Below are 26,306 nucleotides of genomic sequence, written 5' to 3' on the forward strand. Positions count from 1 at the left end.
CTCACTCGAGACGAGCTCACCTGACGCGACCTCACCCGAAGGTGAACGAGTAGACCTCGACGCCTGCGGGCACGTCGACCGTGATGACGCCGCGTTCGTTGCCATCCTGTTTCACGACCTGGTAGGAGCGGGGAGTGCCCTCGACGGCGACGGTGCGTTCCGTGCCGTCGGCATCCCGGACGATGATCTCCCCCGTTCCGGCGAGCACCATGCGCACCTCGGATGCCCGGTAGTCGAGTCGGATCGTTCCTGACCCGTCTTCCGGCGTCGCGTACTGCGTCTCGATGTTCCAGGTGCCTTCCAGCGCGAAGCTGTCCTCCGGCTGCTCATCGGGGAGCTCGAACGTCGAAATCCCCGCGCCATACCGCTCGTCGCCACCGTAGTTGACGTCCTTCGACGAACCGAGGAACGTCTCACGAGTCGTCGAGCCGACGTCCGGCGTCGTGTCTTCGATGTCCGTCGGTTCGGGCAGTGCGACCCCAGGGTCCGCCTTCTCGAGCAGCTCTCGGATCAGCTTCTCCGTCGCGGCGTAGTTGCCCTCACCGAACGAGATGTGGCGCACCACGCCCTCGGCATCGATCAGATAGTGCGCCGGCCAATACCGGTTGCGGTAGTTCGTCCAGGTCGACAGGTTGTTGTCCAGCGCGACCGGGTACTCGATTCCGAAGTCGGCGATGCCGGCGGCGACGTTACCCGGGTCCTTCTCGAAGGCGTACTCCGGAGAGTGGACGCCGATGACCTGAAGCCCGGCATCCGCATAGGCCTGATCCCAGGCGACGACATGCGGGATCGAACGCTGGCAGTTGATGCACGAGTACGCCCAGAAGTCGACCAGGACGACCTGACCGCGCAGATCCGCAAGGTCGACCGCCGCACCATCCGGGGTGTTCATCCACTCCTGGATGCCGCGGATCGAGGGAGCGGTACCGCACGACTCGAGCTCCTCGGCGCCGTTCGTGCAGTTGTCCAACTCGCGGTTCTCGTCGGTGACGAGACCGCCGAGATCCAGAGCATCCGCCTGCTCTTCGGCGAGATCCTGCTGCAATCCTGCGGTGTAGTCGGGCAGAAGCCGCTGAAGCATCTGCGGCACGTTGAAGATGAGGCCGACCGCGAGCGCGATCATCGCGATGCCGGCGGCGATGCGCAGTCCGCGCTCACGGCTGCGGAAGGCCTTGATCCGCTCGATGAGTCCCCGTCCTGCGAGCGCGAACGCCAGAAGAGGGATCGCCACTCCGATGGCGAAGGAGACGGTCAGCAGCACCGTGCCGATGCCGATCTGCCCGGTGGAGCCGGCGACGATGATGGCCGCGAGTACGGGCCCTGCGCAGGGGACGAAGACAGCACCGAGCGCGAGCCCCACGCCGAATCCGCTTCCGCGGTTCTGGACTTCCTTCTTCGGCAGCCACTGGAACGGCTTCTCCAGCAGCTGCTCGAACCTCGGGATGAGCAGGCCGACACCGATGAGGATCAGCACCGCGATCCCGACCCACCGGATGATGTCCTGCGGCAGGTTGAGAAGTCCGAGGATCAGCGATCCGACCAGGGTCACGAGACTGAAGCTCAGCACGAGCCCGGCGATCACGAAGTACGGCCGACTGCGCCGTGCCGGCAGATAGTCTCCCCCTCCCTCGAACCGCGCCGACTGCGCTCCTCCCGTGAGGAAGATGACCGGCAGCACCGGCAGGATGCACGGTGAGATCCCCGTGATGAGGCCGCCGAGCAGCCCGATGATGATGAGGTCCATTTCCTCGCCTTCCGTCGCGAGTACTTCGGCTCCGACCCTGCGATCGGATTGGCTGAGAAAAAAGTTGAGATCCGCCCCATCCGATCCCGCGGAGGCTCCGAAGAAGCTGTGACGCCGCGGGAAGGCCGCGGCACCGATCTCCGGAGGTAGAGAGATGTTCAGCACCAAGAAGAAGATGACCGCAGCACTGTCGCTCGGCTTCGCCAGCGTTCTCGTGCTGGCAGGCTGTTCCATGAGCAGCGACACGGCAGAGGAGCCGACCGAGCCGAGTGCTCCCGAGACGTCGGAAGAGACGACGGAGACTCCCGAGATGGACCCCGCCGCGAACCTCGTCGGCCCCGGTTGCGAGGCGTACGCCGAGGCCGTTCCCGAGGGCGACGGTTCGATCCAGGGGATGTCCCAGGACCCGGTGGCTGTCGCGGCCTCCAACAACCCGCTGCTGAAGACGCTCGTCGCAGCTGTGAGCGGCGAGCTCAACCCCGACGTCAACCTCGTCGACACGCTCAACGGTGACGAGTTCACCGTGTTCGCCCCGGTGGACGACGCCTTCGCCGCGATCGACCCCGCGACCATCGAAGGTCTCAAGACCGACTCCGCCACCCTGTCGTCGATCCTGACGTACCACGTGGTGCCCGGACAGATCGAGCCGGCCGACATCGCAGGCGCTCACACCACCGTGCAGGGAGCCGACCTCGAGGTCACCGGCGAGGGTGACATGTGGATGGTCAACGACGCCAACATCGTGTGCGGCGGCGTGCAGACCGCGAACGCGACCGTGTACCTGATCGACGCGGTCCTCATGCCCCCGGCTCAGTGAGCCAGGGACCGCGCCGTCTTCCTCGGGGGAGGAATGGCGCGGATCAGTCGCATGGGGATGCACTGAACACCAGGGAGGCCGTCGGCGAGCTGTGTCGCCGACGGCCTCTTGCCGCCCCCTAGAATGGAATCACGGGCCTCTAGCTCAGTTGGCAGAGCATCGGACTTCAACACAATAGGAGCGCCTCGGGGGAAACCTCGAGGATGACACCACTCAAAGTCGGGGAACCCTTCCTGGGAAACCAGTTGGCAATCCCGAGCCAAGCCGGACGCGAGTCCGGAAGGTGTAGAGACTGGACGGGTGGCACCTACAGCGAAAGCCATGGTGAAGGGACAGTCCAGACCACGAACATCCGTCAGGATGGCGGCGAAAGCCGAAGTGGCAGGTTAATCCGCGGGTCGTGGGTTCGAGCCCCACGGGGCCCACCGTATTCCGGCGCGTAGACGAGATGTCTGCGCCCGGCGCTGTTACTTCGGAACAGTCAGTTCTGGAGAGGCCATGACAGCACGAAGTTCGTCCAGCGCACATGCCGCGCGAAAACATGCGGCATCCGTGGGACAGAGCCGGCGCTTTCGGACGGGCGCTGATCCGCTGGCGATCCGCAGCGCGCCGGGCGATCGGCCGTATCACTCTCGTTCGCGGGACGCGACCCCCTGCCACATCGCGACATCCTGAGCGAGCGTGGAGGCATCCGCGAACAGAGATCCGACTCAACGGAAAGGATGCCGCCATGACCCATCTCACAGACGCCGCTGTCGCGTTCCTCGCGACGGACGGATTCGAGGACAGCGAGCTGACGAGCCCCTGGCAGGCGGTGATCGACGCCGGCGCCTCCGCGACGATGGTGTCGCCGAAGCCGGATGAGATCACCGGCAAGAACGGGCACGTGCAGACCGTGGACATCGCTGCCGCGGATGCCGCGGCCGATTCCTTCGATGCCCTCGTGCTTCCCGGCGGAGTCGTGAATGCTGATCATCTGCGCATGGACCAGGATTCGGTCGCATTCGCCCGAGCGTTCTTCGAGCAGCACAAGCCCGTCGGCGTCATCTGCCACGGCGCATGGATTCTCATCGAAGCGGGGGTCGTCGAGGGACGCACGATCACGAGCTATCCGAGCCTCGCGACAGATCTGCGCAACGCCGGGGCGGACTGGGTCGATCAGGAGGTCGTGGTCGACCAGGGCCTGGTATCCAGTCGCACACCGGATGACCTCCCTGCTTTCAACACGAAAGTCATCAAGGAGATCGACGAAGGCATCCACCGCGCTCAACACGCCTGAGCGTCAGTGCGGAGGCATCACGTTCTGGCGCGGTGCCTCCGCACAGCGGCGCGATTCGCGCAGCGCACTGAGCAGAACCGCTGGCGACCGTTACGCGTCACATCGACCACGACGTTCGTGCACGGATCTGCGGCACACCGTCCGAGCCGGTGCATCCCCCGGGTGACCAGATGCAGGGATGTCCCGACGCTGATGATCGCTCGCAGCACGAAGGGCAGCGAGTCGTCGGCATCGCGGTAGTGCAGATGCCAGCCCTCGCCATCGTGGTCCGTCAGTCGCGGATACGCTGCGGCCTGCGCCATCTGGACATTGAGCAGCGCCGCGCGTTGCTCGGGCGCCGGAGCATCCACGATCTCGAGCCAGTCGTCGACGACTCGGCGCACCCCGGCATGATCGCCCGACGCAGGAGGGAAGAACATGGTCATCCCCATCTCGCGCGTGCGCTGCTCGACACCGGCGCGGTCCGGCGGCCAGTCGTTCGCGAGCGATGCCGCGAGGAGCACCGCGTACTCTCCGTAAGGGTTGAGATGCATAAGACCATTACATCACGATGGTTCCATGACCTCACTGCACACTCGGCCGATCCCTCGCCCGCACGTCCGCCGCGTCCACGAACACGGCTGGATCACCGAATCCCGTCACGCGACGAGCGAAGGGTGCGTCGTGTACGTCCGATGCGCTGAGTGCGGCGCCCGGCGAGTCGATCTGCAGCGCGACTCGACGAATCCTCCCTCGGCCATGAGCGACGTCGTGGAAGGTGTGATGTCCTAGCGTGGATACATGACGCCCGATCCCCACGATCCCGCCTCGATCGCCCGGTTCGTCGTTGCCACCGGATGCGGTGTCATCGCCACCGCCTCGTCCGACGGTTCGCCGGAAGCGGCACTGGTGGGACTGGCCGCGCTGGAGGACGGCACGCTGATCTTCAACACGCCGGATGCCGCGCGCAAGGTCGAGAACCTGCGCGCGCTCCGCCGCGTCGCGGTCGTGATCGGCACTGCGGGGAACGTGAGCGTGCAGGTCGAGGGCGATGCGACCATCGTCGAGGACGACGAGCGGCAGCACTACGGCCACGCCTATGAACGTCGCTTCCCCGGTTCACGAGCACTCGCGGACGGATTCCTCGTTGTCGTCGTCCGCCCCTCCTGGGTGCGCGTCTACGACGCGGGGCAGCACCCCGCCGTCGTCCGCGAAGCCGACTGGTGAGTCTCAGCGCGGCACGTCGATCACACGAGTGACCCCGCCGGCGACGACCCGCCACGCGCCCGACGACCAGGCGGCCACATCCGCCTCGAGCTCCGCGAGCGCGTCCTCGCCGACCCACGCCTCGAACACGGCATCCGCGCCGTACTCCGTACCCCCGAGGATGCCGGTGCGTCCGTCGAGCCAGTCGCGCAGCAGGTTGTCGAATCGACCGGCGTCGCTGTGCGGCACCGCGACGATCGCCTGCGACAACGGCATCCGATCTAGCACCACCGCGGCATCCAGCGCTTCCGAGACGGCCGACGAGTACGCCCTGACGAGCCCGCCTGCCCCGAGCTTCACTCCGCCGAAGTAGCGCGTCACGACGGCGACCACATCGGTCAGCTCGCGGCGGCGCAAGACCTCGAGCATGGGAACGCCTGCTGTTCCTGACGGCTCCCCGTCATCGGAGGAGCGCGCCCGGTCCCCCAGGGTTCCGGTGACCTGGGCCGAGCAGTTGTGCCTCGCGTCCCAGAACTGCTTCTTGAGCCTCGCGATGACGGCATCCGCATCCTCGGGCGAAGCGACCGGCACGACATGAGCGATGAAGCGGGACTTCTTGATCACCGACTCGCGCTCGACGGCAGCGGCGATCGTGGACGGATACGACGTCATCGTGTGAGCTCGACCAGCTTGCGCACCGTGCGCAGATTGCGGGCGGTGCCCGCGACGCCGAGCGCGCGGTCGAAGACCGCTTTGGTGAGCCTGGTCCCCTGCACACCGGAGGCGTAGTCGATCCAGAGGTCGTGTCCGATCAGCGCGAGCCGCTCGCCCGGGATCAGACGTTCGGTCAGCTTCTCCACCGCGCCGGTGGCAGGAGCGCCCGCGAGGAACATCGCATGCACGTACTTGTCGATCCCATCCACGAAAGGCTGCGCATCGAGGGAGGCGACCAGTTCGGCATGCGTACGGGCGATCACCGGGGTGTCCACGTCGAACTCCGCCGCGATCACTTTCTGGACCAGTGCGCAGGATGCCGCGGCATCCTGCGGTGCGTCGCAGATGATGTTCCCGCTCGCGATGTACGTGCTCACCCCGGTGAGGTCGGTCTCATCCGCCAGCACGTCACGCAGGCGCGCCATGGGCACCCGGTTGCGACCCGAGACGTTGACCGCGCGCAGCAGCAGGACGCTGCGGGTCACGACTGTTCGTCTTCGACCAGATCCGCGCCGGCATGCGCGAGCTCCGCGAGAGCGGCAGCGCTCGAATCGGCCCCCACGCCTGCGACGAGCCCGGTGAGGATGCGCACGTGCACGCCGTGGGCGATCGCATCCAACGCCGACGCCCGCACGCAATGATCCGTCGCGATGCCGACGACGTCGGCCGTCAGCACCCCGCGCGCCGTCAGGATCTCGGCGACCGTCTCACCCTCGTCCGACACGCCTTCGAACATCGAGTACGCGGGCTTGCCCTGCCCTTTGCGGACATGGTGGGTCACAGCATCCGTGGCGAGCAAGGGGTCGTACTCCGCACCGGCGGTGCCGGCGACGCAGTGCACCGGCCAGGTGTCGACGAAGTCCGGATCGGACGCGAAATGCCCGCCGTTGTCCCCTTCGGCGTCGTGCCAGTCGCGGGAGGCGATGATGACGTCGTACTCATCGGCCCGATCGGCGAGCATCGCCGAGACGGCGGCGGCGACGGCATCACCGCCCTCGACGGCGAGCGCACCGCCCTCGGTGAAATCGTTCTGCACGTCGACGATGAGAAGAGCCGTGGTCATGCTTCGAGCGTACGCCGACGGCCCCGGGCCTGCACAGGGACCGGGGCCGTCGCGCGGATCAGTTGTACGTGTAGAAGCCCTCGCCCGTGGCGATGCCGAGCTTGCCCTTGTCGATGTAGTTCTCCTTGAGCCAGGCGGCGATCTGCTGCTGGTGCTCGTCGCCGTTCACCGAGATGTTGTACGGCGTGGTGAGCCCGATGATGTCCAGGATCTCGAACGGTCCCTTCGGCGCCCCGGTCGCGATGCGCCACACCTTGTCGATGTCCTCCGGCTCCGCGTAGCCGCCGAATGCGAGATCCTGCGCCGCGCTGAGGAACGGCACCAGCAGCGAGTTGAGCAGCCAGCCCGGCTTCTCCTTGTGGATCGGGATCGGCACCATGCCGATCTCGGCGGCGAACTCGAGCAGCGTGTCGAAGACGGCGGGGTCGGTATCGGTCGTTGCCATGACCTCGCCGGTGTTGAACTTCCACACCTGGTTCGCGAAGTGCAGCCCGATGAACTGCGTCGGCCGCCCGGTGTAATCCTTCAACGCGCTCAGCGGCAGGGTCGACGAGTTCGACGCGAAGATGGTCTTCGCGGGCGCCACCGCGGCGAGCTTCTCGTACGTCTGCTGCTTGATCTCCAGTACCTCGGGCACGGCCTCGATCACGAGGTCGGCGTCGGCGACGGCGTCTGCCAGATCCGCCGAATAGCGGATGCGCTCGATCGCCTGTTCGCCCTTGCCTTCGGACGCCCCGTCGACGCCGTCGGCCCGATAGGTCTCGGCGAGCGCCTGGAAGCGCTTTTTCGCCGTCGCCAGCGCGTCGTCGCTGATGTCGTAGGCGGTCACCTGAAAACCGCTGTAGGCCGTCTGGAACGCGATCTGCGATCCCAGCACGCCCGTACCCAGCACGGTGACATTCGTGATGTCGGTCATTGCCGTTCCTTCCCTTGCGGTTCCGCGCGGGGTTGGGCGCGGAAGCCTGTGATGATCTGTTCGATCTGACGCCGCAGCTGCGCGGCGTCCACCGCGGTGTGCGGCTGGAATGCGAGCCTGGCGATCGCCAGGTGCACGACCGCGAAGATCGCGCGTGCAGCGGCATGCGCGTCGTCGTCCGTCGCGTCGGCGGGTCTTCCGTGTGCTCCAGGAGCCCCGCGCAGCAGCGCAGCGAGCTTCGCCTCGAATTCGACGACGAGGGCGAGCCCTTCGGCGCGGAAGCGGTCGGTCGCACCACCGAACATCAGCTCGCGCTGATACGCGGTGCTGTTCTCGGGATGCTGCTGAGCCCAGCCGATCACCGGCGACACGAATGCCGACGCTGCGCCGACGGGGTCCGGTTCGCCCGCCGCGCGGACCTCGCCCTCGCCGATCACGTCACGGTAGCGCTGGTTGTAGACCATGAGGAGGAGTTCGCCCTTGGTCGACGCATAGCGGAAGAGCGTGCCGGCGGCCACATCGGCGCGATCGGAGATCTGCTGCGTGGTGACGGCCGCGAAACCCTGTTCTTCGAAGAGCTCGGATGCCGCGGCGACGATGCGGGATTGCTTCTCCTGCATGTTGCGGTCGCGGCGGCCGGTCATCTCATCACCTCGTTACGGAGTTTTCTCATTAATGAGTGTACTCCGTTTTGGCGGGCCGGGGTCGACGAAAGAACCCCGTCCTCTCTGACGAGAGAACGGGGTTCTGTTCTGGAGCCGCCTGTCAGAATCGAACTGACGACCTTTTCATTACGAGTGAAATGCTCTGCCGACTGAGCTAAGGCGGCGTGCGCTGCGAACAGCGGCACGATCAACGATATTACCCTGTCGATCGCCTACTGCGAAATCACTCGCAGCGCAGGCCGTCTTCCGGGACGGTGTCCTCGAGCAGGAATGCTTCCACAGCATCGTCGACGCAGCTGTTGCCCTTGTTGTAGCCCGTGTGTCCCTCGCCGACCCGTGTGATGAGGACGCCCTCTTCGAGCTGCTGCGCGAGCGCCTCGGACCACTCGTACGGCGTGGCAGGGTCATTCGTGGTTCCGACGACGAGGATGGGCCCGGCGCCTTCCGCGTGGATCTCCTCGCGCGCACCCGTCGGCGGGTATGGCCAGACCGAGCAGGAGTCGGGCCCGGACCAGTACGGCGCGACCGTCGGCGCCTTCTCGGCGAGCAGCTTCTCGGCTGCCGCCTCAGCATCCGGATCGTCCTCCACCGGGTAGTCCATGCAGTTGTATGCGCGGAACGCTTCGCTGGAGTTGTCGATGTACATGCCTTCCTCACGACCGTTGTAGAAATCGGCGAGGAGGAACAGCGTGTACGGATCGCCCTGGAGCGCTTCCGTGAGCCCCTGCGTGAGGATGCTCCAGTTCTCCTTCGAGTACAGCGCCGCGATGATGCCCGTCATCATCGAGTCCGCCCCCATCTCGCGACCGTCGCCGTTCTCGAGCGGCCTGCGATCGGCGGACGCCAGCAGCGCACCGAGGTCGGTCATCGCGTCGTCGACGGATCCGCTGAACGGGCAGTCCCCCGAGTCCAGGCATTCAGCCATGTATGCGCGCAACGCGGACTCGAATCCGATGCCCTGCGTGGTGCTGACGGCAAGGCCGGGCGTGGAGGGGTCGATTGCGCCATCGAGCACGAGCCGACCAGCCCTGTCCGGATACAGGTCGGCGTAGGTCGCACCGAGGAAGGTGCCGTACGAGTACCCGAGGTAGTTCAACTGCTTGTCGCCGAGCACGGCCCTGAGCAGGTCCATGTCCCGCGCGGAGTTCACCGTGGTGATGTGCGGAAGGATGTTGCCGCTGTTCGCGTGGCAGGCGTCGGCGAAGGCCTGATGCGCGCCGAGCAGTTCGTTCTCCCACTCCTCGGTGCCGCGAGGCGCCGCGGGGATGTCGTAGAGGTACTTGTCCATGTTCGCCGCGTCGAAGCACGACACGGCGGTCGAGTCCCCGACGCCGCGGGGGTCGAATCCGATCACGTCGTAGTTCTCGATCAGATCGGCGCCGACGGCGTAATCCAGGCTGTCGCGGATGAGGTCGACCCCGCTCGCGCCCGGTCCGCCCGGGTTCGTCAGCAGGGAGCCCATCGCGCTGCCCGTGGCCTGGTGGCGCACGACCGAGAGTTCGATCGTCTGGCCGGACGCGGGGTCCTCCCAGTCCAGCGGAGCCGTGACGTAGGTGCAGTCGAAACCGCCGCCGCACTGCTCCCAGGTGAGCTCCTGCCCGTAGAACGGCAGCAGATCCGCGGAGACGCCGTCGGTGTCGGGAGTCTTCGTCGTGGACGGCCGCGGCGCGGCCTCTTCGGGAATGGCCGCGTACAGGCATCCGGAGAGGGCGAGGGATGCCGCGGCGAGCGCGGCCGTCGCCATCGCGATGCGGCGCAGGCGAGAAGTCATTCGAGTGGTCACGGTTTCCTCCCGCTCGCGATGGTCACGAGCAAGCTCTCCAAGGCCAGCAGCGCGGCGACGTTGCGCTCCAGCGATTCCCTGGTCTCGGTCAGGTGGTCCAGCACGACCAGCGTACGTGCCACCGACCAGTCGGCGGCCAGCGCACTCAGCTCGGGCTTCAGCTCACGGTTGATCAGGTCGTCGCCGCGGCCGTACTGCAGCATCACGACGTCGCGATAGAGCGATTGCAGATCTGTGAGCACACGGTCGATCCCGTCACGCAGACTGCGGGTCGCACGTTTGCGCTGCTCGTCCTCGAGCGCCGAGACCTGCGACCGCAGCGCCTGCGGCACCGCTTGACCTTCTGCGACGCCGACGGTGCGCAGCAGCGATGCCCGCTCGGCCTCATCGCGTTCGGCCGTCAGAGCCTTGGCGTCCTCGGTGGCCGCCTGGATGATCGTGCCGGCGACATCGACGGCGTCGCGCACACCGCGCACACCGAGCACAGACCGCAGCGTGTCGTCCCGGCGACGCCGGGCCGCATCATCCGTCGCGAGACGCTGCGCCATGCCGATGTGACGCTGCGCGTGCCTGGCGGCCTGTTCGGCCGTGGCCTCGTCGACGCCTGTGCGCTGCGTGATGAGCCGCGCGACGTCGGCCACGTCCGGTTCGCGCAACCGCAGTGCGCGTGAGCGTGAGCGGATCGTCGGCAAAAGGTCCGCTTCGCTCGGGGCGCAGAGCACCCAGACGGTCCGCTCCGGCGGCTCTTCCAGCGCCTTGAGCAGGACGTTGGATGTGCGCTCGACCATGCGATCGGCGTCCTCGACGACGATCACACGGTAGCGGCCGATCGACGGTGCGAAATACGAGCGCTCCACGAGGGCGCGCGCTTCAGCGATCGTGATGATGACCTTGTCGGTCCGAAGCGCGGTGACATCGGGATGCGTGCCCGCGAGCACCTGGCGCATGGTGTGCTCGTCATCCGGCCCGTTCGAGATGAGCGCGGCGGCGAACGCGTACGCGAGGGTCGAACGCCCGGATCCCGGTGGCCCGGTGATCAGCCAGGCGTGCGACATCGACGCCGGATCCGATACCGCAGTGCGCAGCGTCTCGACCGCGTCCTCCTGCCCCCAGACATCGGCCCACGGGAACGGGGCGGCAGGGGCGGTGGTCATGGCTCCAGCCTAACGGCCGCCGCCGACGTCGCACCGGCGCGAATGGTCAGCGATCACCGGACACCGATGCGACCCGCGCGCGGATGTCAGCGGCGATCTCGGACGCAGATGCCGCGGCATTCAGAACGAGGAAGCGAGCAGGCTCGGCCTCCGCGAGCGACAGGAAGGCCGAACGCACGCGCAGGTGGAACTCGAGCTTCTCGGCCTCGAGCCGGTCGAACGGCTTCTCGGCTGCGTCGAGGCGCATCCGTGCGACCTGCGGGTCGAGGTCGAGCAGCACGGTGAGGTCGGGAAGAGCACCCTCCGTCGCCCAGAGCGAGAGGTTGCGGATCTCATCGGCGTCCAGCACGCGACCGGCGCCCTGGTAGGCGACCGAGGAGTCCAGATAGCGGTCCTGGATGACGACCTCACCGCGCGCGAGCGCGGGACGGACGACCGTCGCGACGTGGTGTGCGCGGTCGGCCGCATACAGCAGTGCCTCGGCGCGGGGGGCGATGTCACCGCGGTGATGCAGCACGATGTCGCGGACCAGCTGTCCGACCTCGCTGCCCCCGGGCTCGCGGGTGCGCAGCACGGTGCGTCCGGCATCCCGCAACGACGACTCGAGCAGGTCGGCTTGGGTCGTCTTGCCCGCGCCGTCGCCGCCCTCGAGCGTGATCCAGAGCCCGCCTCCAGCGGTCACGACTTCTTCGCAGCGGCGTTCGCGGCGCGGGTCGCCGCGGCCTTCTTCGCGGCCGCCGACCGGGCTGCGGCCTTCTCGGCATCCGTCTTCGCCGAGGCCGCCGTGCTCTTCTTGGCCGCCGGCTTCTTGGCCGGAGCCTTCTTGGCCGGGGCCTTCTCGGCGGGAGCCTTCTTCGCGGGAGCCTTCTTGGCCGCGCCGCGCTTCACCGGGCCCTTGGCGCGCTTGTCGGCGAGCATCTGCACGGCGATCTCGAACGTGATGTCCTGCACCTGCTGACCGCGTGGGATGGTGACGTTCGTCTCGCCGTCCGTCACATAGGCGCCGAAACGGCCGTCCCGGATTCGGATCGGCTTGCCGCTGACCGGATCCGCCTCGAACTCGGCGAGCGCACTCGACGCGCGGCGCGAGCCCGCGCCGTACTTCGGCTGCGAATAGATCTCGAGAGCCTGCTCGAGCGTGACGTCGAAGATCTGCGATTCACTCTCCAGCGAGCGCGAATCGGTGCCCTTCTTCAAGTACGGCCCGAATCGCCCGTTCTGCGCCGTGATCTCCTCGCCGGACTCGGGGTCGGCACCGACGACGCGCGGCAGGCTCAGCAGCTGCAGCGCGGTGTCGAGGTCGATGGTCTCAACCGACATGGAGCGGAACAGCGACGCCGTTCGGGGCTTGGGAGCCGTCTCCTTCTTGGCGCCGCGCTTCGGCTTCGGCGCCTCGGCGACCTCGCCGGTTGTCTCGTCGACGGCATCCGGGTCGACCGGGTCGTTCTCCTGCACGTACGGACCGAATCGACCGTCCTTGACGACGACGATCTTGCCGTTGTCTGGGTTCTCCCCCAGCACCCGGTCGCCGGCGACCGGCGCGTCGATGAGCTCCTGTGCCTTCGCCGCGGTGAGCTCGTCGGGCGCGAGGTCCTCCGGAACGTTCACGATCCGCGGCTTGGCGTCCTGGTCTTCGGGGTCCGCGACCTCGAGGTACGGTCCGTACTTGCCGAAGCGGAGCGTCGCCGTGTCGGTGATGCGCGTCGAGTTCAGCGCCCGTGCGTCGATCTCGCCGAGGTTGTCGACGACCTGCCGCAGACCCACCTGCTGCTCGGAGCCGAAGTAGAACTCCTTCAGCCATTCGACGCGGTTCTGCTCTCCGCGGGCGATGGCATCCAGGTCGTCTTCCAGCGCTGCCGTGAAGTCGTAGTCGATGAGGTCGGCGAAGTGCTCTTCGAGCAGCTTCACCACGCTGAAGGCGAGCCAGGTCGGCACGAGTGCCTGCCCGCGCTTGGTCGCGTAGCCGCGGTCGATCACGGTGCCGATGATGCTGGCGAACGTCGAGGGGCGGCCGATTCCGTGCTCCTCGAGCGCCTTGACGAGCGAGGCTTCCGTGTAACGGGGCTTCGGGGTGGTGCGGTGGCCTTTGGCCTCGGCATCCGACATGCCCAGCTCGTCGCCGACGGCGACGGCGGGAAGCGACTGGTTCTCGGCGGCGTCCTGCGAATTGCGCTTCTCGTCGCGGCCCTCTTCGTACGCCTCGAGGAAGCCCTTGAAGGTGTAGACCGTGCCGGATGCCGTGAACTCGGCCAGCCGGCCGTCCGCCTGGACGGCGATCGTGACCGTGGTGGTCTCGTACTTGGCATCGGCCATCTGGCTGGCGACCGTGCGCTTCCAGATCAGGTCGTAGACACGCAGCTCTTCACGATCGAGCTGCGAGGACACGGATGCCGGGGTGCGGAACGTCTCCCCGGACGGGCGGATCGCCTCGTGCGCCTCTTGCGCGTTCTTGCTCTTCGACTTGTAGACGCGCGGCTTCAGGGGCACTGCGCTGTCGCCGTAGAGGGAGACCGCCTGGCTCCGCGCCGCCTGCACCGCCTGGGTGCTCAGCGCCGTGGAGTCGGTGCGCATATAGGTGATGTACCCCTTCTCGTACAGACGCTGGGCGACGCTCATCGCCTGCTTCGCGCTCATGGAGAGCTTGCGTCCCGCCTCCTGCTGGAGAGTCGAGGTGGTGAAGGGCGCGTACGGGCTGCGTGTACCCGGCTTGGCTTCGACCTTGGTGACGGTGCCTGTGCCTGCGGCGTCGACAGCGTGCGCGAGTGCCTGCGCCTTCTCCTCGTCGAGGATGACGACGGCCTTCTTCAGCTTGCCGGTGTCGTCGAAGTCGGTGCCTCGGGCGAGCTGACCGCCGTCGACGCGCACCAGGCGGACCTTGAACGCGGAGGCGGAGGCGGCAAGCGCCTCGACATCCCAGTAGTCCGCGGACACGAACGCCATGCGCTCGCGCTCCCGGTCGACGATCATGCGGGTCGCCGCGGACTGCACGCGGCCGGCGGACAGGCCGGATTTCACCTTGTACCAGAGCACGGGCGACACGTCCCAGCCGTACAGACGGTCGAGGATGCGACGGGTCTCCTGCGCGTCGACGAGAGCGAGATCGAGTTCGCGGGTGTTGCCGATGGCCGCCTGGATCGCGTCCTTGGTGATCTCGTGGAACACCATGCGCTTGACGGGGACCTTCGGCTTGAGGGTCTCCAGCAGGTGCCAGGCGATCGCCTCGCCTTCGCGGTCCTCATCAGTGGCGAGGAGGAGTTCGTCCGCGGACTTCAGTGCACGCTTGAGCTCGGCGACGGTCTTCGACTTGCGGTCGGAGACGACGTAGTACGGGTCGAACCCGTTCTCGATGTCGATCGAGTACTTCCCGTACGCCTGCTTGTCGGCGGCGGGGATGTCCTTCTTGTCCGCGAGATCGCGGATGTGCCCGACGGAGCTGAGCACTTCGTACCCATCGCCGAGGTAGCCCTGGATCGACCGCATCTTCGTCGGCGACTCGACGATGACGAGCTTCTTGCCTTCAGCCAAGGGTGCGTCCTTTCTTCGAAGCACACCATACACACCGCTGTTCGGATGTGTTCACAGCGGCTGTGTGGAATAGACCGTCAGAATCCCTCGGGTGGCCCGGCGCGGGCTCGGGAGACGGCTGCGAGTCCAGCGTACTTCGCCTGGACGGTGACCGTCGCCACCAGCCCTGCCAGTTCGCACTGTGCGAGCTCGGCTCCGGATGCCGCGGCCACCCGCGCTGCGAGCGCGCACGGCCCCTCCGGGGCCGGAACCGCCCCCGAGGCCGCATCCGCCGCGGCGAGCGCTGCGGCATCGGCCGCTCCGGCGGCGCGCTGCGCGGTCACCGCAGCACCACCGACGGCTGCGAGGCCGAACGTGAGTGTCGCCGCAATCGCGAGAACGCCCGCCGCGATACTCGTTCCAGCCATCACAGGCCCCCGGCGAGTGCGCAACTGGATGCCTGCACCGGGATCGAGATGAGCCGTCCGACCTGCACGTCCGCGTGCGCGGTGACGCAGGCGAGATCGTCGCGTATGCCGGTGCTGACCCTGGCGCCGTCCACGGCGCGCGTGACCGCGGCGGTCGCAGCCGACGCGGATTCGCCACGGCCGAGCAAGCGAGCGGCGTCGGCCGCGGCATCCTGGAGACTCACCTGCCGGGCGGCCGCACCCAGCGCCGAGACGCCGAGGAGCAGCACCACCAGGACGGCAGGCACCGCGACCGCCAACTCGGCGGCGACCGAACCCTCGTCCCGAGGCCGACGCCGGGTCATCACGACACCGTCAGCGCCCGGCGCACGAGATCGGTCAGGATGCCGCGCACTTCGTCGGAGCGCATGATGACGACGAGCAGGCCCGCGAAGGCGACCGCCGCCATGGTCGTGATCGCGTACTCGGCCGTCGCTGCTCCCGACTCGTCGGCGAACAGTCGTGCCGCTCTGGTGCGACTGAGAGCCGGGAGCGATTCATTTCGATTCATGGTGTTCCTCTTCTCTTCCTTCTTCTCTGTATGGATCGCTGGACGATCCGGGGTCACAGCATCGGCAGCGGCGTCGTGGCGAGCACACTGAGCAGCAGCGGCGCCACTCCGAGGAGCAGGAACGCCGGCAGTGTGCAGACCCCGAGCGGGATGAGCAGCCGGCTCGACAGCTTCGCCGCCCTCAGCCGGCCGCCGATCCGCGCGTCCTGGCGCTCCTGGGCGGACGACGCACGCAGCAGTTCGATCGCAGGAATACCCGCCGCCCGCGACAACTCGAGCACTCCGTCGGTTCGCGCCGAAGCCTCTCCGCCGCGAGGCAGGCTGTCCGCGGCGAGGCGCATCGCGCGCTCGATCGACACGCCGCCCGACAATGCGACGGCGACGAGTTCGGTGTGCATGCCCGGTGTGCGCCCATCCGGCTCGGCAGCGCGCACGAGTCGCGACGTCCAGAATCGGGCGGTGAGGACGAGCAGCAGTCCGCCGACCACGCAGGCGATGCCGATCGGCTGCGTCGTGATCACCCTCAGCGTGTCGAAGCCGAGCGCGAAGCCGAGCAGCAGTCCGAATGGCGGCATCCACAGCAGCAGGCGGGCGGTGCCTGCAGGCTCCGCGAGCGCGATGCGCACGTCATCCGCCGCAGAAGCGGCATCCTGCAGGGCTTCGGCCAGCGACCGCAGGACGTCGGCGAGCGGCGCGCCGACGTGCGCGGCGATCTCCCACGCCGCTGCGACGTCCCGCCATGCTCCGCCCTCGGATTCGATCGCGACGGGGAGAGACACCCCGCCATCGCACCGCTCGATGACACGCGCGGCGCGTTGATCCCCGGTCGCTGCAAGGTGCCGCCAGGCGGTAACCGGCGCAGCCCCGGCCTGCAGCAGCACTGCGAGCATGCGGACAGTGACGGCCGCGTGCGCCGCGGAGGCACCGGCATCCGGCGCCTTCCTGCGCAGGAGCGTCACCACGGGCTCACCTCCTGGATGCCGAGCCGCTCCCCCACGAGTTCGAATCGCCCTGCGCTCTCGATGCGACGCACTCCATCGGATCCGCGTGCCAGATGCAGCACGATCGTGAATGCGCTCACGACTTGACGCGCGAGCGCTGTCGCGTCCATGCCCACCAGCGCCCCGAGCGCCTCGAGCCGAGCGGGAACATCGGCGAGGCTCGAAGCATGCAGGGTTCCCGCACCGCCGTCGTGCCCGGTGTTCAGTGCGGTCAGCAGCTCCCGCACCTCTTCTCCTCGGCACTCTCCGACGACGAGGCGGTCGGGCCGCATCCGCAGGGACTCGCGCACGAGACGGGCGAGGGTGATCCCGCCCGCCCCTTCGAGATTGGCCTGGCGCGCCTCCAACGCGACGTGATGAGGGTGGTGCGGGCGCAGTTCTGCGACGTCCTCGATCGTCACGATCCGATCGCGTTCGGGCGCGGCGGACAGCAGCGCGCTCAACAGAGTCGTCTTGCCCGTTCCGGTGCCACCGGTGATGAGGATGTTGGCCCGCCGGGCGACGAGGTCTTCCAGCCAGACGCGGCGGCGATCGTCGAAGCATCCGAGTGCGCAAAGCGCGAAGAGATCACCGGCGTGGACACGCGGAATCCGGATCGACAGAGCCGTGCCGCCGGTCGAGACGGGTGCGAGCACGGCGTGGACGCGGATGCCGCGCTCGAGACGGACATCGACGCACGGCGAGCGGTCGTCGAGATGCCGCCCGCCGAGCCCGACGAGCGCGACCGCGAGGTCACGCACCTCGCGTTCGGAAGCCCGCCAGCTCTGGACGGGCTCCGTGCCACGACCGCGGTCGATGAACAGGCCGTCGGCTCCGTTGACGAAGACATCCGTGACGGACTCGTCTGCGCAGTGCACCGCGAGCGGACCGAACGCGGGGTCGATCGCGACAGCATCGGATGCTGACTCGGTGCCCAACGGAGCGATCACGAACGGAGTGGCCATGCCTCGACGCTAGAAGCCGACGACGGCCCCAGAGCGGTCCGAACCCGCGATCGGTGCACAAGATCCACGCATTCGGACCGGTGCAGAACAAGTCGACGCGAGGCGGCGAATCTCCTCGGAGCGCAGAAGGGGCGGCACCTCACGGGGGGAATGAGATGCCGCCCACGACGTGCCCCGATCGGGGGATTGAGGGCACGCCAAGGCCGGAATGAGAATTCGGCTGTCGTCGAGTGTACGCAACGCCACTGTCCTGACAAAACCCGCTTCCGTACCGACTTTCGGCGGTAATGGATGTCCGGGGCGCGCACTAGATTCACCGTGTCACGGTCGTGTGCCCTGCACGACCACGTCCCGCCGCAAAGGAGCGCGTGCATGAGCAGCCAGATCGACCACCTCCTCGACGAGACCCGTCAGTTCCCGCCGTCCGCGGAGTTCGCCGCGGATGCCGTGGCGAAGCCCGAGCTCTACGAGCGCGCAGCCGCGGACCGCGAAGGCTTCTGGGGCGAACAGGCCCGCGAACTGCTGCACTGGCACACACCGTTCACGAACGTGCTCGACTGGTCCAACCCTCCGTTCGCGAAGTGGTTCGACGACGGTGAGCTGAATGTCGCGTACAACTGCCTGGACCGCCACGTGGAGGCGGGCAACGGCGACCGCGTCGCTCTGCTGTGGGAGGGCGAACCGGGCGATTCCCGCCGGATCACGTACGCCGAGCTGACCGACGAGGTCAAGCGCACGGCCAACGTCCTCGCCGACCTCGGCGTCGGCCACGGCGACCGCGTGGCGATCTATCTGCCGATGATCCCCGAGGCGGTCGTCTCGATGCTCGCGATCGCTCGTCTCGGTGCGATCCACTCCGTCGTGTTCGGCGGGTTCAGTGCGGACAGCCTGCGGTCACGCATCGACGACGCCGGTGCGAAGCTCGTCATCACCGCGGACGGCGGTTACCGCAAGGGCCGGGTCTCCGCGCTGAAGCCCGCCGTCGATCAGGCGCTGAGCGACCGTGGAGACGGGGACCAGAAGACCGTCGAGCACGTCCTCGTCGTCCGCCGAGGCGAGAACGACGTCGATTGGGTCGACGGCCGCGACATCTGGTGGCACGATGCGGTGCCCGCCGCATCGTCTGAGCACACCGCCGAGGCCTTCCCCGCCGAGAACCCGCTGTTCATCCTCTACACGTCCGGCACGACCGGAAAGCCCAAGGGCATCCTGCACACCTCCGCCGGCTATCTCGCCCAGGCCGCCTACACGCACAAGAACGTGTTCGACCTGCATCCGGAGACCGACGTGTACTGGTGCACCGCCGACATCGGCTGGATCACCGGGCACAGCTACGTCGCGTACGGCCCGCTCGCGAACGGCGCCACGCAGGTGCTGTACGAAGGCACGCCCGACGCGCCGCACCCCGGACGCTGGTGGGAGATCATCGAGAAGTACGGCGTCACGATCTTCTACACCGCGCCGACGGCGATCCGCTCCTTCATGAAGACGGGTCGGAGCGTTCCGAAGAAGTTCGATCTGTCCAGCCTTCGACTGCTGGGTTCGGTCGGCGAACCGATCAACCCCGAGGCCTGGATCTGGTACCGCGACGTGATCGGCGCCGGCAAGACGCCGATCGTGGACACCTGGTGGCAGACCGAGACCGGCGCGATCATGGTTTCGGCGCTCCCGGGCATCACCGCGACCAAGCCGGGCTCGGCGCAGGTGCCACTGCCCGGTATCTCGATCAACGTGGTCGACGAATCCGGCGCCGTGGTGGGCAACGGCAACGGCGGCCTCCTGGTCGTCACCGAACCGTGGCCGAGCATGCTGCGCGGCATCTGGGGCGACCCGGAGCGGTACGTCGAGACCTACTGGGAGAAGTTCGCCGACCAGGGCTACTACTTCGCGGGCGACGGCGCGCGGCTCGACGAGGACGGCGACCTGTGGCTGCTCGGCCGCGTGGATGACGTGATGAACGTCTCCGGCCACCGGCTGTCGACCGCTGAGATCGAATCGGCGCTCGTCGCGCATGAGGCGACCGCGGAGGCCGCGGTCGTCGGGGCGGCGGACGAGACCACCGGCCAGGCTGTGGTGGCGTTCGTGATCCTCAAGGAGAGCTTCCTCGCGGAGCACACCCCCGAGGGACTGGCCCAGCAGCTGCGGATCTGGGTGGGCGAGCAGATCGGTGCGATCGCTCGACCGCGCGACGTGTACATCGTGGGCGAGCTTCCGAAGACCCGATCCGGCAAGATCATGCGGCGATTGCTGCGCGATGTCGCCGAAGGACGTGAGGTGGGCGACACGACGACGCTCGCCGACACGGCGGTCATGAGCATCATCTCGGCCCAGGTGAAGTAACCCCGGGAACCCAGAAGGCCTCCTCCCCGTAAGAGGGAGGAGGCCTTCGCGCATCACGCGAGGATGAAGGTGACCTCGACCTCGACGGGGCTGTCCAGCGGCAGCACCGGAACACCGACGGCTGCGCGAGCATGCTTTCCGGCATCCCCGAAGATCTCGCCCAGGACCTCACTGGCACCGTTGATGACACCGGGCTGCCCGGTGAACGATGGATCGGATGCCACGAAACCGCCGAGCCGCAGCACGCCGGCGATCTTCTCCAGGCCGCCCGCGGCATCCGCGGCGGCGGCGAGCGCGTTCAGCGCGCACGTGCGGGCGTAGGCCTTGGCATCATCCGCCGAGACACCGGCGCCGACCTTGCCTGTCGCCGGCAGCGCACCGTCCGCGAACGGCAGCTGACCGGACGTGTAGACGAGGCCGCCGTGCACGACGGCAGGCACGTACGCCGCGACAGGAGCCGCAACGGCCGGCAGCTCGATCCCGAGCTCGGTCAGGCGAGCCCCGACGCTCATGCCGCACCGCCGTCGAACTGGCGAGCGGCCTGCTCTGCGGCCGCGAGACCGGCGCTGTTCGCACCCTCCTCGGCGGCGGGGCGCTTGAAGTAGGCCACGAGGCCGCCTTCCGGCCCCTGGACGACCTGAACCAGCTCCCAGCCCTGCTTTCCCCAGTTGTTGAGGATCGCTGCGGTGTTGTGGATCAACAGCGGCGTGGTGAGATATTCCCACGTGGTCATGGCACTCCTGCACGTCGGCGACGACGTGCCCGGGGGCCCGCGTCGAGGTGGTTTTTCAGGGAACTCCCCTACGATCTAGCGTATGCCTCAGAACAATCGCACGCTGAAGGGTGTGCTCGGCGGCCTCCTCGGACTCGTCGGGCTCAGTGTCGTCGCCGGAGTTCTCGTCACGGCAACCGTGACCCCCGCGATCGCGATGACGGGCCTCACGGGCTCGGCCGCCGTCGACCTCTTCGAGGACATTCCGAATGACCTCAAGCCGGATGCTCCGATGGAGCCCACCACGCTCTGGGCGTCGCACTCGGATGGCCGCACCGAGAAGCTCGCGTCGTTCTACGACCAGAACCGCATCCCGGTGACGTACGACCAGGTCGCCCCGATCCTGTACGACGCGATCCTCTCCAGCGAGGACAAGACGTTCTACGACCACAGCGGCATCAACATCGGAGCCACCGCGAAGGCCCTTGTCGACTACGCCAAGGGAACCTCCAGCCGTGGCGCGTCGACCATCAGCCAGCAGTATGTGAAGAACGTGCTCGTGCAGCGCTGCGAGAAGGACACCTCGCCGAACGACGCGGAGTTCAACCCGGAGGGCGTGTACGACGCCCAGAAGTACCAGAAGGCACTGCTCGATTGTTGGACCGATGCCACGAACGCCTCCGGCACTGACGGCATGAAGCGCAAGCTGCAGGAGATGCGCTACGCCCTGCAGATCGAGAAGGAGTACTCGAAGAACGACATCCTGCTCGGCTACCTGAACCTGTCGAACTTCGGCGGCACCACCTACGGCATCGAAGCGGCGTCGCAGTACTACTACACCGTCCCGGCGGCGAACCTGAGCATCAACCAGGCGGCCACGCTGGCCGGCATGGTGCAGAATCCGAACTCCTACCGCATCGACATGCGTGAAGGATCAATGACGGACAAGACGGGCGCTCTCATCAACAGCGAGGCGGATGGTTACTCGCAGACGCTCGACCGCCGCAACTACGTTCTCGGCCGCCTGCTCGCGGATGGCAAGATCACGCAGGAGCAGTACGACACCACGCTCGCAGAGCCGATCGTTCCTGCCATCAACCCCGCCACGCAGGGTTGCGCCGAAGCCGAAAAGAACGCGTACTTCTGCCAGTACGTGAAGTCGGTCATCCAATCCGATCCAGCCTTCGGAGACACGCCTGAGGAGCGCCGCGACACGCTGCAGCGCGGCGGGTTGGACATCTACACGTCGCTGAACCTCGACATCCAGCAGGCAGCCGTCGACACGATGACGGCGAACGTCGCGCCGGCGCTCGACGGCATCGAGTTGGGCGCTGCCGGCGTGCAGGTCGAGGTAGGCACTGGCCGCATTCTGTCAATGACGCAGAATACGGATTTCAATGAGTCGGCGAATCCTGCCCGCGGACAGTCGGCCCAGGTTTACGCGGCTGATCAGGCTCACGGCAGCGCGGGAGGATTCCCGGTCGGCTCGACCTATAAGCTCTTCACCCTGCTGGACTGGCTCGAGAAGGGGCACTCAGTCAACGAGGTTCTCGATGGCAGCTTGCGTACGTTCACTTCCTACACTGTGCAGGGCGAGAAACACTCGAACAACAAGGAAATCGGCAACTCCGGCGGGATCCGAGGCTACACGGGCACCGTGATGGAGTTCACGAAACGCTCGCTGAACACCGGTTTCCTGGCCATGGCAACACAGCTGGACATCTACGACATCAACAGCATGGCCACGCGTCTCGGCGTTACGTTGGGTCGACCGATCAACGGTACGACGGCCACCACCGGCGAGAACGTTCTGAACAACGTGATCGGTGACAAGAACATCCCGGCGCTTGCTATGGCGAACGCCTACGCCACCGTCGCTAATAAGGGCATGTATTGCACTCCGCGTGCTATCGACAAGATCGTCGATCAGGATGGCACTGAACTGCCGTTGCCGGAGTCCTCGTGCGACCAGGTGATATCTCCCGAGGTCGCCGCAACGGCTGCTTTTGCATTGCGCGGTGTCATGTACGGCGGCACCGGTGGTCAGGCGAATCCGAATGACGGTGTCCCCGTGATCGGCAAGACCGGTACACATCAGAAGACCCACACCACGATGGTCGAGTCCAGCTCCAAGGTCGCGACCGCCGTCTGGGTCGGCAATGTCATTGGCGAGGGAACGCTTCGCAACTTCTCATCGAACGGTACGCCGCTGAACAACCTTCGCTTCCCGCTCGCCAAGGACATGCAGCGTGCAGCGAACGCATGGTATCTCGGTGACGAGTTCCCGCCGCCGGACAAGAACCTGACTCGCACGATCCTGCGCGACCTTCCCGACGTCGTCGGCAAGACGATCGATGACGCCACGAAGACGCTCACGGACGCGGGATTCACCGTGACAGTCGGGGCACCGGTGGACAGCAACCTGCCGACGGATCAGATCGCCGCGCAGTCCCCCGGTGCGGGCCGGATCGCCGGCGGTGCCACAGTCACGATCTCGCCGAGCAACGGTCAGGGCGCGACAGTCCCCGACGTCGTCGGAGACAAGGCGAGCAAGGCGCAGAGCGAGCTCGCCAGCGCAGGCCTCAGCAACCTCAGCTGGGATGCGTCGTGCGGCCTGCCCAACGCCGAAGTCGAGTCGACCAACCCTCCGGCCGGTACCGCGGTGAACCGCAGCACCAGCATCGCCGTCGTCTGCAAGGCGCTCGACAACGGCAACAACGGGAACGGCAACGGCGACGACGACTGATGACCAAGTCCTCTTCGGCTCACCCGGCCCTCATCGCGCTCGGCGCGGTGGGGGCCGCGGGCGTCGCGGCCGCGGTCTGGGGCATCGGCATCGAGCGCTACCTCTTCACCGTCCGCACTGTGTCCGCCGCGGCACTCCCGGCCGGGTCCGCCCCCATACGCGTGCTGCACGTCTCCGATGCGCACATGGCACCGTGGCAGCACCGCAAGCAGAACTGGCTCGCATCGCTCGCTGAACTCGAGCCCGACCTGGTCATCAACACCGGGGACAATCTCGGCCACGAGAACGGGATCGCCGGCATCCGCCGTGCCTTCGCGCCTCTGGCGGGCATCCCCGGGGTCTTCGTGCATGGATCCAACGATGTGCTCGCGCCCTCCCCGCGCAATCCGCTGAAGTACTTCACCGGCCCGTCGGAACGCCCGGAGGAACCCGATTTCCTCGATACCGAGGCGATGAACTCCTACTTCACCGACGAACTCGGCTGGACCGACCTGAACAACACGGCGGCACGCCTGCGAGTCGCCGGCACCGACATCGACTTCGTCGGGGTGAGCGACGCGCACCGCGATTGGGACCAGCTGGATGTCCTCCCCGACGCGCTGGCCGCACTCGGTTCGCGCGATGACGCCATTCCCCTGCTGGGCGTGACCCATGCGCCATACCAGCGCGTACTGAACACGTACGTCGACCTCGGCGCCGACGCCATCTTCGGTGGCCACACTCACGGCGGCCAGGTGTGCCTGCCCGGCTTCGGGGCGCTCGTCGCGAACTGCGACATCCCGCTCACGCAGGCGAAGGGCCTGAGCACGTGGACGCACGACGACCGCACGGTGCCGCTGAACGTCAGCGCCGGCTGCGGCCACTCGATCTATGCGCCGGTGCGGTTCGCGTGCCGCCCTGAGGCGACGCTGCTGACCCTCACGGCCCGCGCGTGACGGCGAAGCCGCCCCGATTCGGTCCCACGGAAGATTCGTTGTAGACTCGAACGGTTGTCAAACGGGGTGTGGCGCAGCTTGGTAGCGCGCTTCGTTCGGGACGAAGAGGCCGCAGGTTCAAATCCTGTCACCCCGACAACAGAGAGGGCCCGCCGGAAGGTGGGCCCTCTCGCGTATCACCACACTGGAGAGCAGATGACCCCCACGCGCCTCGTCGCCTTCGACCTCGATGACACGCTCGCCCCCTCGAAGGGCGCCATCGATCCTCGCATCGCCGACCTGCTGCGGGCCCTGCTGCGCACGGTCGAGGTGGCCATCATCTCCGGCGGCAACGAGGACCAGTTCCGGTCCCAGGTCATCGCCCAGCTCGGCGACGCGGATGGCGCAGAACTCGGACGCCTGCACCTCCTCCCCACGTGCGGCACCCGCTACCTGCGTCACGACGGCGAGGACTTCGCCGCGGTGTACGCGCACGATCTCGCACAGGACGAGAAGGATGCCGCGCTCACCGCCCTGCGCGAAGAAGCCGAGCGCCTCGGCCTGTGGGAAGCGGAACCCTGGGGTGAGATCCTCGAGGACCGCGGTTCGCAGATCACCTTCTCCGCCCTCGGCCAGCAGGCGCCGCGTGAGGCCAAGCACGACTGGGACCCGACGGGCGAGAAGCGCCTGGCTCTGCGGGATGCCGTCGCGGCACGCCTCCCCGGCCTGGAAGTCCGCGCCGGCGGCTCGACCTCGATCGACATCACCCGCGCAGGCATCGACAAGGCCTACGGCATGTCGGCCCTGACCGAGCACACCGGCATCCCCCTGTCCGACATGCTCTTCTACGGCGACCGACTCGACGTCGGGGGCAACGACTATCCCGTCCTGGCGCTCGGCGTCCGCTCGATCGCCGTCGAGGGCTGGGAAGACACCGCCGACAAGCTCGACGAACTGCTCACGACGCTCTGACCGCTCGCGGGGCGCAGGACGCCCTACGATGGCGGCATGGACCCGCTCTCGCTCGTCATCATCGTGGCCGCCGTCGCCAGCGCGGCATGCTGGGTGCTCTCACTCATCACGCGCGACACCTCCTGGGTGGACCGCGCCTGGTCGATCGTGCCGGTGGTCTACGTCTGGATCTTCGCCGCGGATGCCCTGGCATCGGGCATCGATGCGACGCGCCTGGTGGTCATGGCCCTCCTCGTGACCGCGTGGGGCGTGCGTCTCACGTTCAATTTCGCCCGCAAGGGCGGCTACACCGGCACTGAGGACTACCGCTGGGCGATCCTGCGCGCGCGGCTCCCTTCCTGGCTGTTCCAGGTTTTCAACCTGCTGTTCATCGTCGCGTTCCAGATGACGCTGCTCGTGCTGATCACGCTTCCCGCGGGCGTCGCGCTGCGCGATCCGGCACCGTTCACCGGGTGGGATGCCGCCTTCACCGCTCTGTTCCTCGCGCTGCTGGTCGGCGAGACGATCGCCGACCAGCAGCAGTGGAACTTCCACCGGCGCAAGAAGGCGGCCGGCGGCGCCCTCGGCGACGGCTTCCTCACGGAAGGACTGTTCCGCTTCAGCCGCCATCCGAACTTCTTCTTCGAGCAGGCCCAGTGGTGGATGTTCTACGCGATCGGCGCCACGGCGGCCGTGGCATCCGGTGCGGGATTCCTCGGAGGTGCGGTGAACGCCTCGATCGTCGGCCCAGTACTGCTGACGGCGCTGTTCATCGGGTCGACGATCTTCACGGAGTCGATCTCCGCCTCTCGCTATCCGGCGTATGCCGACTACCGCCGGCGCACCTCGATGATCGTGCCGTGGCCCCCGCTCAGGCGCGTGAACGCCTGAGCGGC

26 protein-coding genes and 2 tRNA genes are annotated in these 26,306 nt (G+C 67.3%); 9 read left to right on the forward strand and 19 right to left on the reverse strand.

Annotated features, from left to right (window positions below; translation table 11 throughout):
- Window positions 1-31: 31 nt before the first annotated feature.
- Complete coding sequence (locus tag ACFCYE_RS15245) at window positions 32-1,744, reverse strand: cytochrome c biogenesis protein DipZ (RefSeq protein WP_376180031.1); 1,713 nt, start codon at window positions 1,742-1,744, stop codon at window positions 32-34.
- A gap of 154 nt (window positions 1,745-1,898) precedes the next feature.
- Here ACFCYE_RS15245 and ACFCYE_RS15250 point away from each other — a divergent pair, with 154 nt between their 5' ends.
- Both ACFCYE_RS15250 and ACFCYE_RS15255 read left to right on the forward strand, forming a co-directional pair.
- Window positions 1,899-2,561, forward strand: coding sequence for a fasciclin domain-containing protein (locus ACFCYE_RS15250; protein ID WP_376180033.1), 663 nt, complete (start codon window positions 1,899-1,901; stop codon window positions 2,559-2,561).
- A 730-nt stretch (window positions 2,562-3,291) separates the two neighbouring features.
- Window positions 3,292-3,840 (forward strand): type 1 glutamine amidotransferase domain-containing protein, encoded by a 549-nt coding sequence (locus ACFCYE_RS15255; RefSeq protein ID WP_376180034.1) that lies wholly within the window; start codon window positions 3,292-3,294, stop codon window positions 3,838-3,840.
- A gap of 17 nt (window positions 3,841-3,857) precedes the next feature.
- Here ACFCYE_RS15255 and ACFCYE_RS15260 read toward each other — a convergent pair whose 3' ends face one another.
- Window positions 3,858-4,373, reverse strand: a complete 516-nt coding sequence (locus ACFCYE_RS15260) for a CGNR zinc finger domain-containing protein (protein WP_376180036.1) — start codon at window positions 4,371-4,373, stop codon at window positions 3,858-3,860.
- A gap of 247 nt (window positions 4,374-4,620) precedes the next feature.
- On the opposite strand from ACFCYE_RS15260, the gene ACFCYE_RS15265 reads away from it, so the two are divergent.
- A complete protein-coding gene (locus ACFCYE_RS15265) occupies window positions 4,621-5,046 on the forward strand; it encodes a pyridoxamine 5'-phosphate oxidase family protein (protein WP_376180038.1) in 426 nt (141 codons plus the stop codon).
- Between the two features lie 3 nt (window positions 5,047-5,049).
- Here the strand turns inward: ACFCYE_RS15265 and ACFCYE_RS15270 are convergent, their stop codons facing one another.
- The 15 genes from ACFCYE_RS15270 to ACFCYE_RS15340 all read right to left on the reverse strand — a co-directional run bounded on the left by ACFCYE_RS15270 (window position 5,050) and on the right by ACFCYE_RS15340 (window position 17,747).
- A complete protein-coding gene (locus ACFCYE_RS15270) occupies window positions 5,050-5,697 on the reverse strand; it encodes an IMPACT family protein (RefSeq protein ID WP_376180040.1) in 648 nt (215 codons plus the stop codon).
- Window positions 5,694-6,224, reverse strand: a complete 531-nt coding sequence (locus ACFCYE_RS15275; protein WP_376180041.1) for a DUF1697 domain-containing protein — start codon at window positions 6,222-6,224, stop codon at window positions 5,694-5,696. Before ACFCYE_RS15275 ends, ACFCYE_RS15270 begins: the two co-directional genes overlap by 4 nt.
- The gene (locus tag ACFCYE_RS15280) at window positions 6,221-6,802 is read right to left on the reverse strand and encodes an isochorismatase family protein (protein ID WP_376180043.1); all 582 of its coding nucleotides are present in this window, start codon (window positions 6,800-6,802) and stop codon (window positions 6,221-6,223) included. Before ACFCYE_RS15280 ends, ACFCYE_RS15275 begins: the two co-directional genes overlap by 4 nt.
- A gap of 58 nt (window positions 6,803-6,860) precedes the next feature.
- A complete protein-coding gene (locus ACFCYE_RS15285; protein WP_376180044.1) occupies window positions 6,861-7,718 on the reverse strand; it encodes a 3-hydroxyacyl-CoA dehydrogenase in 858 nt (285 codons plus the stop codon).
- Window positions 7,715-8,362 carry a TetR/AcrR family transcriptional regulator gene (locus tag ACFCYE_RS15290; RefSeq protein ID WP_376180046.1) on the reverse strand — a complete coding sequence of 216 codons (648 nt, stop codon included), beginning with the start codon at window positions 8,360-8,362 and terminating at the stop codon, window positions 7,715-7,717. The genes ACFCYE_RS15285 and ACFCYE_RS15290 overlap by 4 nt, the downstream gene beginning before the upstream one ends.
- 109 nt (window positions 8,363-8,471) lie before the next feature.
- Window positions 8,472-8,547 (reverse strand) — tRNA-Thr (locus ACFCYE_RS15295).
- Window positions 8,548-8,606: 59 nt separating this feature from the next.
- Entirely contained in the window at window positions 8,607-10,154 is a 1,548-nt protein-coding gene (locus ACFCYE_RS15300; protein ID WP_376180175.1) for an alpha/beta hydrolase, read from the reverse strand.
- Window positions 10,155-10,162: 8 nt separating this feature from the next.
- Window positions 10,163-11,320 (reverse strand): DNA polymerase III subunit delta', encoded by a 1,158-nt coding sequence (locus ACFCYE_RS15305; RefSeq protein WP_376180048.1) that lies wholly within the window; start codon window positions 11,318-11,320, stop codon window positions 10,163-10,165.
- A 46-nt stretch (window positions 11,321-11,366) separates the two neighbouring features.
- Complete coding sequence (gene tmk / locus ACFCYE_RS15310; protein WP_376180050.1) at window positions 11,367-12,002, reverse strand: dTMP kinase; 636 nt, start codon at window positions 12,000-12,002, stop codon at window positions 11,367-11,369.
- Complete coding sequence (gene topA / locus ACFCYE_RS15315) at window positions 11,999-14,845, reverse strand: type I DNA topoisomerase (protein ID WP_376180051.1); 2,847 nt, start codon at window positions 14,843-14,845, stop codon at window positions 11,999-12,001. Before topA ends, tmk begins: the two co-directional genes overlap by 4 nt.
- A 77-nt stretch (window positions 14,846-14,922) precedes the next feature.
- The gene (locus ACFCYE_RS15320) at window positions 14,923-15,252 is read right to left on the reverse strand and encodes an Rv3654c family TadE-like protein (protein ID WP_376180053.1); all 330 of its coding nucleotides are present in this window, start codon (window positions 15,250-15,252) and stop codon (window positions 14,923-14,925) included.
- On the reverse strand, window positions 15,252-15,596 hold the full coding sequence (locus tag ACFCYE_RS15325; protein ID WP_376180055.1) for a TadE family type IV pilus minor pilin: 345 nt from the start codon (window positions 15,594-15,596) through the stop codon (window positions 15,252-15,254). Before ACFCYE_RS15325 ends, ACFCYE_RS15320 begins: the two co-directional genes overlap by 1 nt.
- Complete coding sequence (locus ACFCYE_RS15330; RefSeq protein WP_376180057.1) at window positions 15,596-15,802, reverse strand: DUF4244 domain-containing protein; 207 nt, start codon at window positions 15,800-15,802, stop codon at window positions 15,596-15,598. Before ACFCYE_RS15330 ends, ACFCYE_RS15325 begins: the two co-directional genes overlap by 1 nt.
- A 53-nt stretch (window positions 15,803-15,855) precedes the next feature.
- Window positions 15,856-16,764, reverse strand: a complete 909-nt coding sequence (locus ACFCYE_RS15335; protein ID WP_376180059.1) for a type II secretion system F family protein — start codon at window positions 16,762-16,764, stop codon at window positions 15,856-15,858.
- Window positions 16,758-17,747: a TadA family conjugal transfer-associated ATPase gene (locus ACFCYE_RS15340; protein ID WP_376180061.1), complete on the reverse strand. Its 990-nt coding sequence runs from the start codon at window positions 17,745-17,747 to the stop codon at window positions 16,758-16,760. Before ACFCYE_RS15340 ends, ACFCYE_RS15335 begins: the two co-directional genes overlap by 7 nt.
- Before the next feature lie 372 nt (window positions 17,748-18,119).
- On the opposite strand from ACFCYE_RS15340, the gene acs reads away from it, so the two are divergent.
- Window positions 18,120-20,087 carry an acetate--CoA ligase gene (gene acs, locus ACFCYE_RS15345; RefSeq protein ID WP_376180063.1) on the forward strand — a complete coding sequence of 656 codons (1,968 nt, stop codon included), beginning with the start codon at window positions 18,120-18,122 and terminating at the stop codon, window positions 20,085-20,087.
- Window positions 20,088-20,140: 53 nt separating this feature from the next.
- On the opposite strand, the gene ACFCYE_RS15350 is transcribed toward acs, so the two are convergent.
- Both ACFCYE_RS15350 and ACFCYE_RS15355 read right to left on the reverse strand, forming a co-directional pair.
- Window positions 20,141-20,599: a RidA family protein gene (locus ACFCYE_RS15350; protein ID WP_376180064.1), complete on the reverse strand. Its 459-nt coding sequence runs from the start codon at window positions 20,597-20,599 to the stop codon at window positions 20,141-20,143.
- On the reverse strand, window positions 20,596-20,820 hold the full coding sequence (locus tag ACFCYE_RS15355; RefSeq protein WP_376180066.1) for a hypothetical protein: 225 nt from the start codon (window positions 20,818-20,820) through the stop codon (window positions 20,596-20,598). The genes ACFCYE_RS15350 and ACFCYE_RS15355 overlap by 4 nt, the downstream gene beginning before the upstream one ends.
- A gap of 82 nt (window positions 20,821-20,902) precedes the next feature.
- Between ACFCYE_RS15355 and ACFCYE_RS15360 the strand changes: the two genes are divergently transcribed.
- From ACFCYE_RS15360 to ACFCYE_RS15380, 5 genes are all read left to right on the forward strand, one after another.
- Complete coding sequence (locus ACFCYE_RS15360; RefSeq protein ID WP_376180068.1) at window positions 20,903-23,545, forward strand: transglycosylase domain-containing protein; 2,643 nt, start codon at window positions 20,903-20,905, stop codon at window positions 23,543-23,545.
- Entirely contained in the window at window positions 23,545-24,480 is a 936-nt protein-coding gene (locus ACFCYE_RS15365; protein WP_376180069.1) for a metallophosphoesterase, read from the forward strand. The genes ACFCYE_RS15360 and ACFCYE_RS15365 overlap by 1 nt, the downstream gene beginning before the upstream one ends.
- 62 nt (window positions 24,481-24,542) lie before the next feature.
- A tRNA-Pro gene (locus tag ACFCYE_RS15370) sits at window positions 24,543-24,616 on the forward strand.
- A gap of 59 nt (window positions 24,617-24,675) precedes the next feature.
- Window positions 24,676-25,431, forward strand: a complete 756-nt coding sequence (locus ACFCYE_RS15375) for an HAD-IIB family hydrolase (protein ID WP_376180071.1) — start codon at window positions 24,676-24,678, stop codon at window positions 25,429-25,431.
- 36 nt (window positions 25,432-25,467) lie between these two features.
- Window positions 25,468-26,301 carry a DUF1295 domain-containing protein gene (locus ACFCYE_RS15380; RefSeq protein ID WP_376180073.1) on the forward strand — a complete coding sequence of 278 codons (834 nt, stop codon included), beginning with the start codon at window positions 25,468-25,470 and terminating at the stop codon, window positions 26,299-26,301.
- Window positions 26,302-26,306 lie beyond the last annotated feature (5 nt).

Origin of the sequence: Microbacterium sp. NPDC056234 (assembly GCF_042267585.1) — a bacterium.
In the GTDB taxonomy this organism is placed as follows: Bacteria; Actinomycetota; Actinomycetes; order Actinomycetales; family Microbacteriaceae; genus Microbacterium.

Excerpts from the sequence above, each read along its gene's own strand:
- ACFCYE_RS15325 (WP_376180055.1), bottom strand. The coding sequence starts at position 15,596 with ATGACCCGGCGTCGGCCTCGGGACGAGGGTTCGGTCGCCGCCGAGTTG.
- ACFCYE_RS15320 (WP_376180053.1), bottom strand. The coding sequence starts at position 15,252 with ATGGCTGGAACGAGTATCGCGGCGGGCGTTCTCGCGATTGCGGCGACA.
- ACFCYE_RS15270 (WP_376180040.1), bottom strand. The coding sequence starts at position 5,697 with ATGACGTCGTATCCGTCCACGATCGCCGCTGCCGTCGAGCGCGAGTCG.
- ACFCYE_RS15305 (WP_376180048.1), bottom strand. The coding sequence starts at position 11,320 with ATGACCACCGCCCCTGCCGCCCCGTTCCCGTGGGCCGATGTCTGGGGG.
- ACFCYE_RS15365 (WP_376180069.1), top strand. The coding sequence starts at position 23,545 with ATGACCAAGTCCTCTTCGGCTCACCCGGCCCTCATCGCGCTCGGCGCG.
- ACFCYE_RS15280 (WP_376180043.1), bottom strand. The coding sequence starts at position 6,802 with ATGACCACGGCTCTTCTCATCGTCGACGTGCAGAACGATTTCACCGAG.
- ACFCYE_RS15285 (WP_376180044.1), bottom strand. The coding sequence starts at position 7,718 with ATGACCGACATCACGAATGTCACCGTGCTGGGTACGGGCGTGCTGGGA.
- ACFCYE_RS15380 (WP_376180073.1), top strand. The coding sequence starts at position 25,468 with ATGGACCCGCTCTCGCTCGTCATCATCGTGGCCGCCGTCGCCAGCGCG.
- acs (WP_376180063.1), top strand. The coding sequence starts at position 18,120 with ATGAGCAGCCAGATCGACCACCTCCTCGACGAGACCCGTCAGTTCCCG.
- ACFCYE_RS15260 (WP_376180036.1), bottom strand. The coding sequence starts at position 4,373 with ATGCATCTCAACCCTTACGGAGAGTACGCGGTGCTCCTCGCGGCATCG.
- ACFCYE_RS15265 (WP_376180038.1), top strand. The coding sequence starts at position 4,621 with ATGACGCCCGATCCCCACGATCCCGCCTCGATCGCCCGGTTCGTCGTT.
- ACFCYE_RS15340 (WP_376180061.1), bottom strand. The coding sequence starts at position 17,747 with ATGGCCACTCCGTTCGTGATCGCTCCGTTGGGCACCGAGTCAGCATCC.
- ACFCYE_RS15330 (WP_376180057.1), bottom strand. The coding sequence starts at position 15,802 with ATGAATCGAAATGAATCGCTCCCGGCTCTCAGTCGCACCAGAGCGGCA.
- ACFCYE_RS15300 (WP_376180175.1), bottom strand. The coding sequence starts at position 10,154 with ATGACTTCTCGCCTGCGCCGCATCGCGATGGCGACGGCCGCGCTCGCC.
- ACFCYE_RS15250 (WP_376180033.1), top strand. The coding sequence starts at position 1,899 with ATGTTCAGCACCAAGAAGAAGATGACCGCAGCACTGTCGCTCGGCTTC.
- ACFCYE_RS15360 (WP_376180068.1), top strand. The coding sequence starts at position 20,903 with ATGCCTCAGAACAATCGCACGCTGAAGGGTGTGCTCGGCGGCCTCCTC.
- ACFCYE_RS15355 (WP_376180066.1), bottom strand. The coding sequence starts at position 20,820 with ATGACCACGTGGGAATATCTCACCACGCCGCTGTTGATCCACAACACC.
- ACFCYE_RS15350 (WP_376180064.1), bottom strand. The coding sequence starts at position 20,599 with ATGAGCGTCGGGGCTCGCCTGACCGAGCTCGGGATCGAGCTGCCGGCC.
- ACFCYE_RS15375 (WP_376180071.1), top strand. The coding sequence starts at position 24,676 with ATGACCCCCACGCGCCTCGTCGCCTTCGACCTCGATGACACGCTCGCC.
- ACFCYE_RS15245 (WP_376180031.1), bottom strand. The coding sequence starts at position 1,744 with ATGGACCTCATCATCATCGGGCTGCTCGGCGGCCTCATCACGGGGATC.
- ACFCYE_RS15290 (WP_376180046.1), bottom strand. The coding sequence starts at position 8,362 with ATGACCGGCCGCCGCGACCGCAACATGCAGGAGAAGCAATCCCGCATC.
- ACFCYE_RS15255 (WP_376180034.1), top strand. The coding sequence starts at position 3,292 with ATGACCCATCTCACAGACGCCGCTGTCGCGTTCCTCGCGACGGACGGA.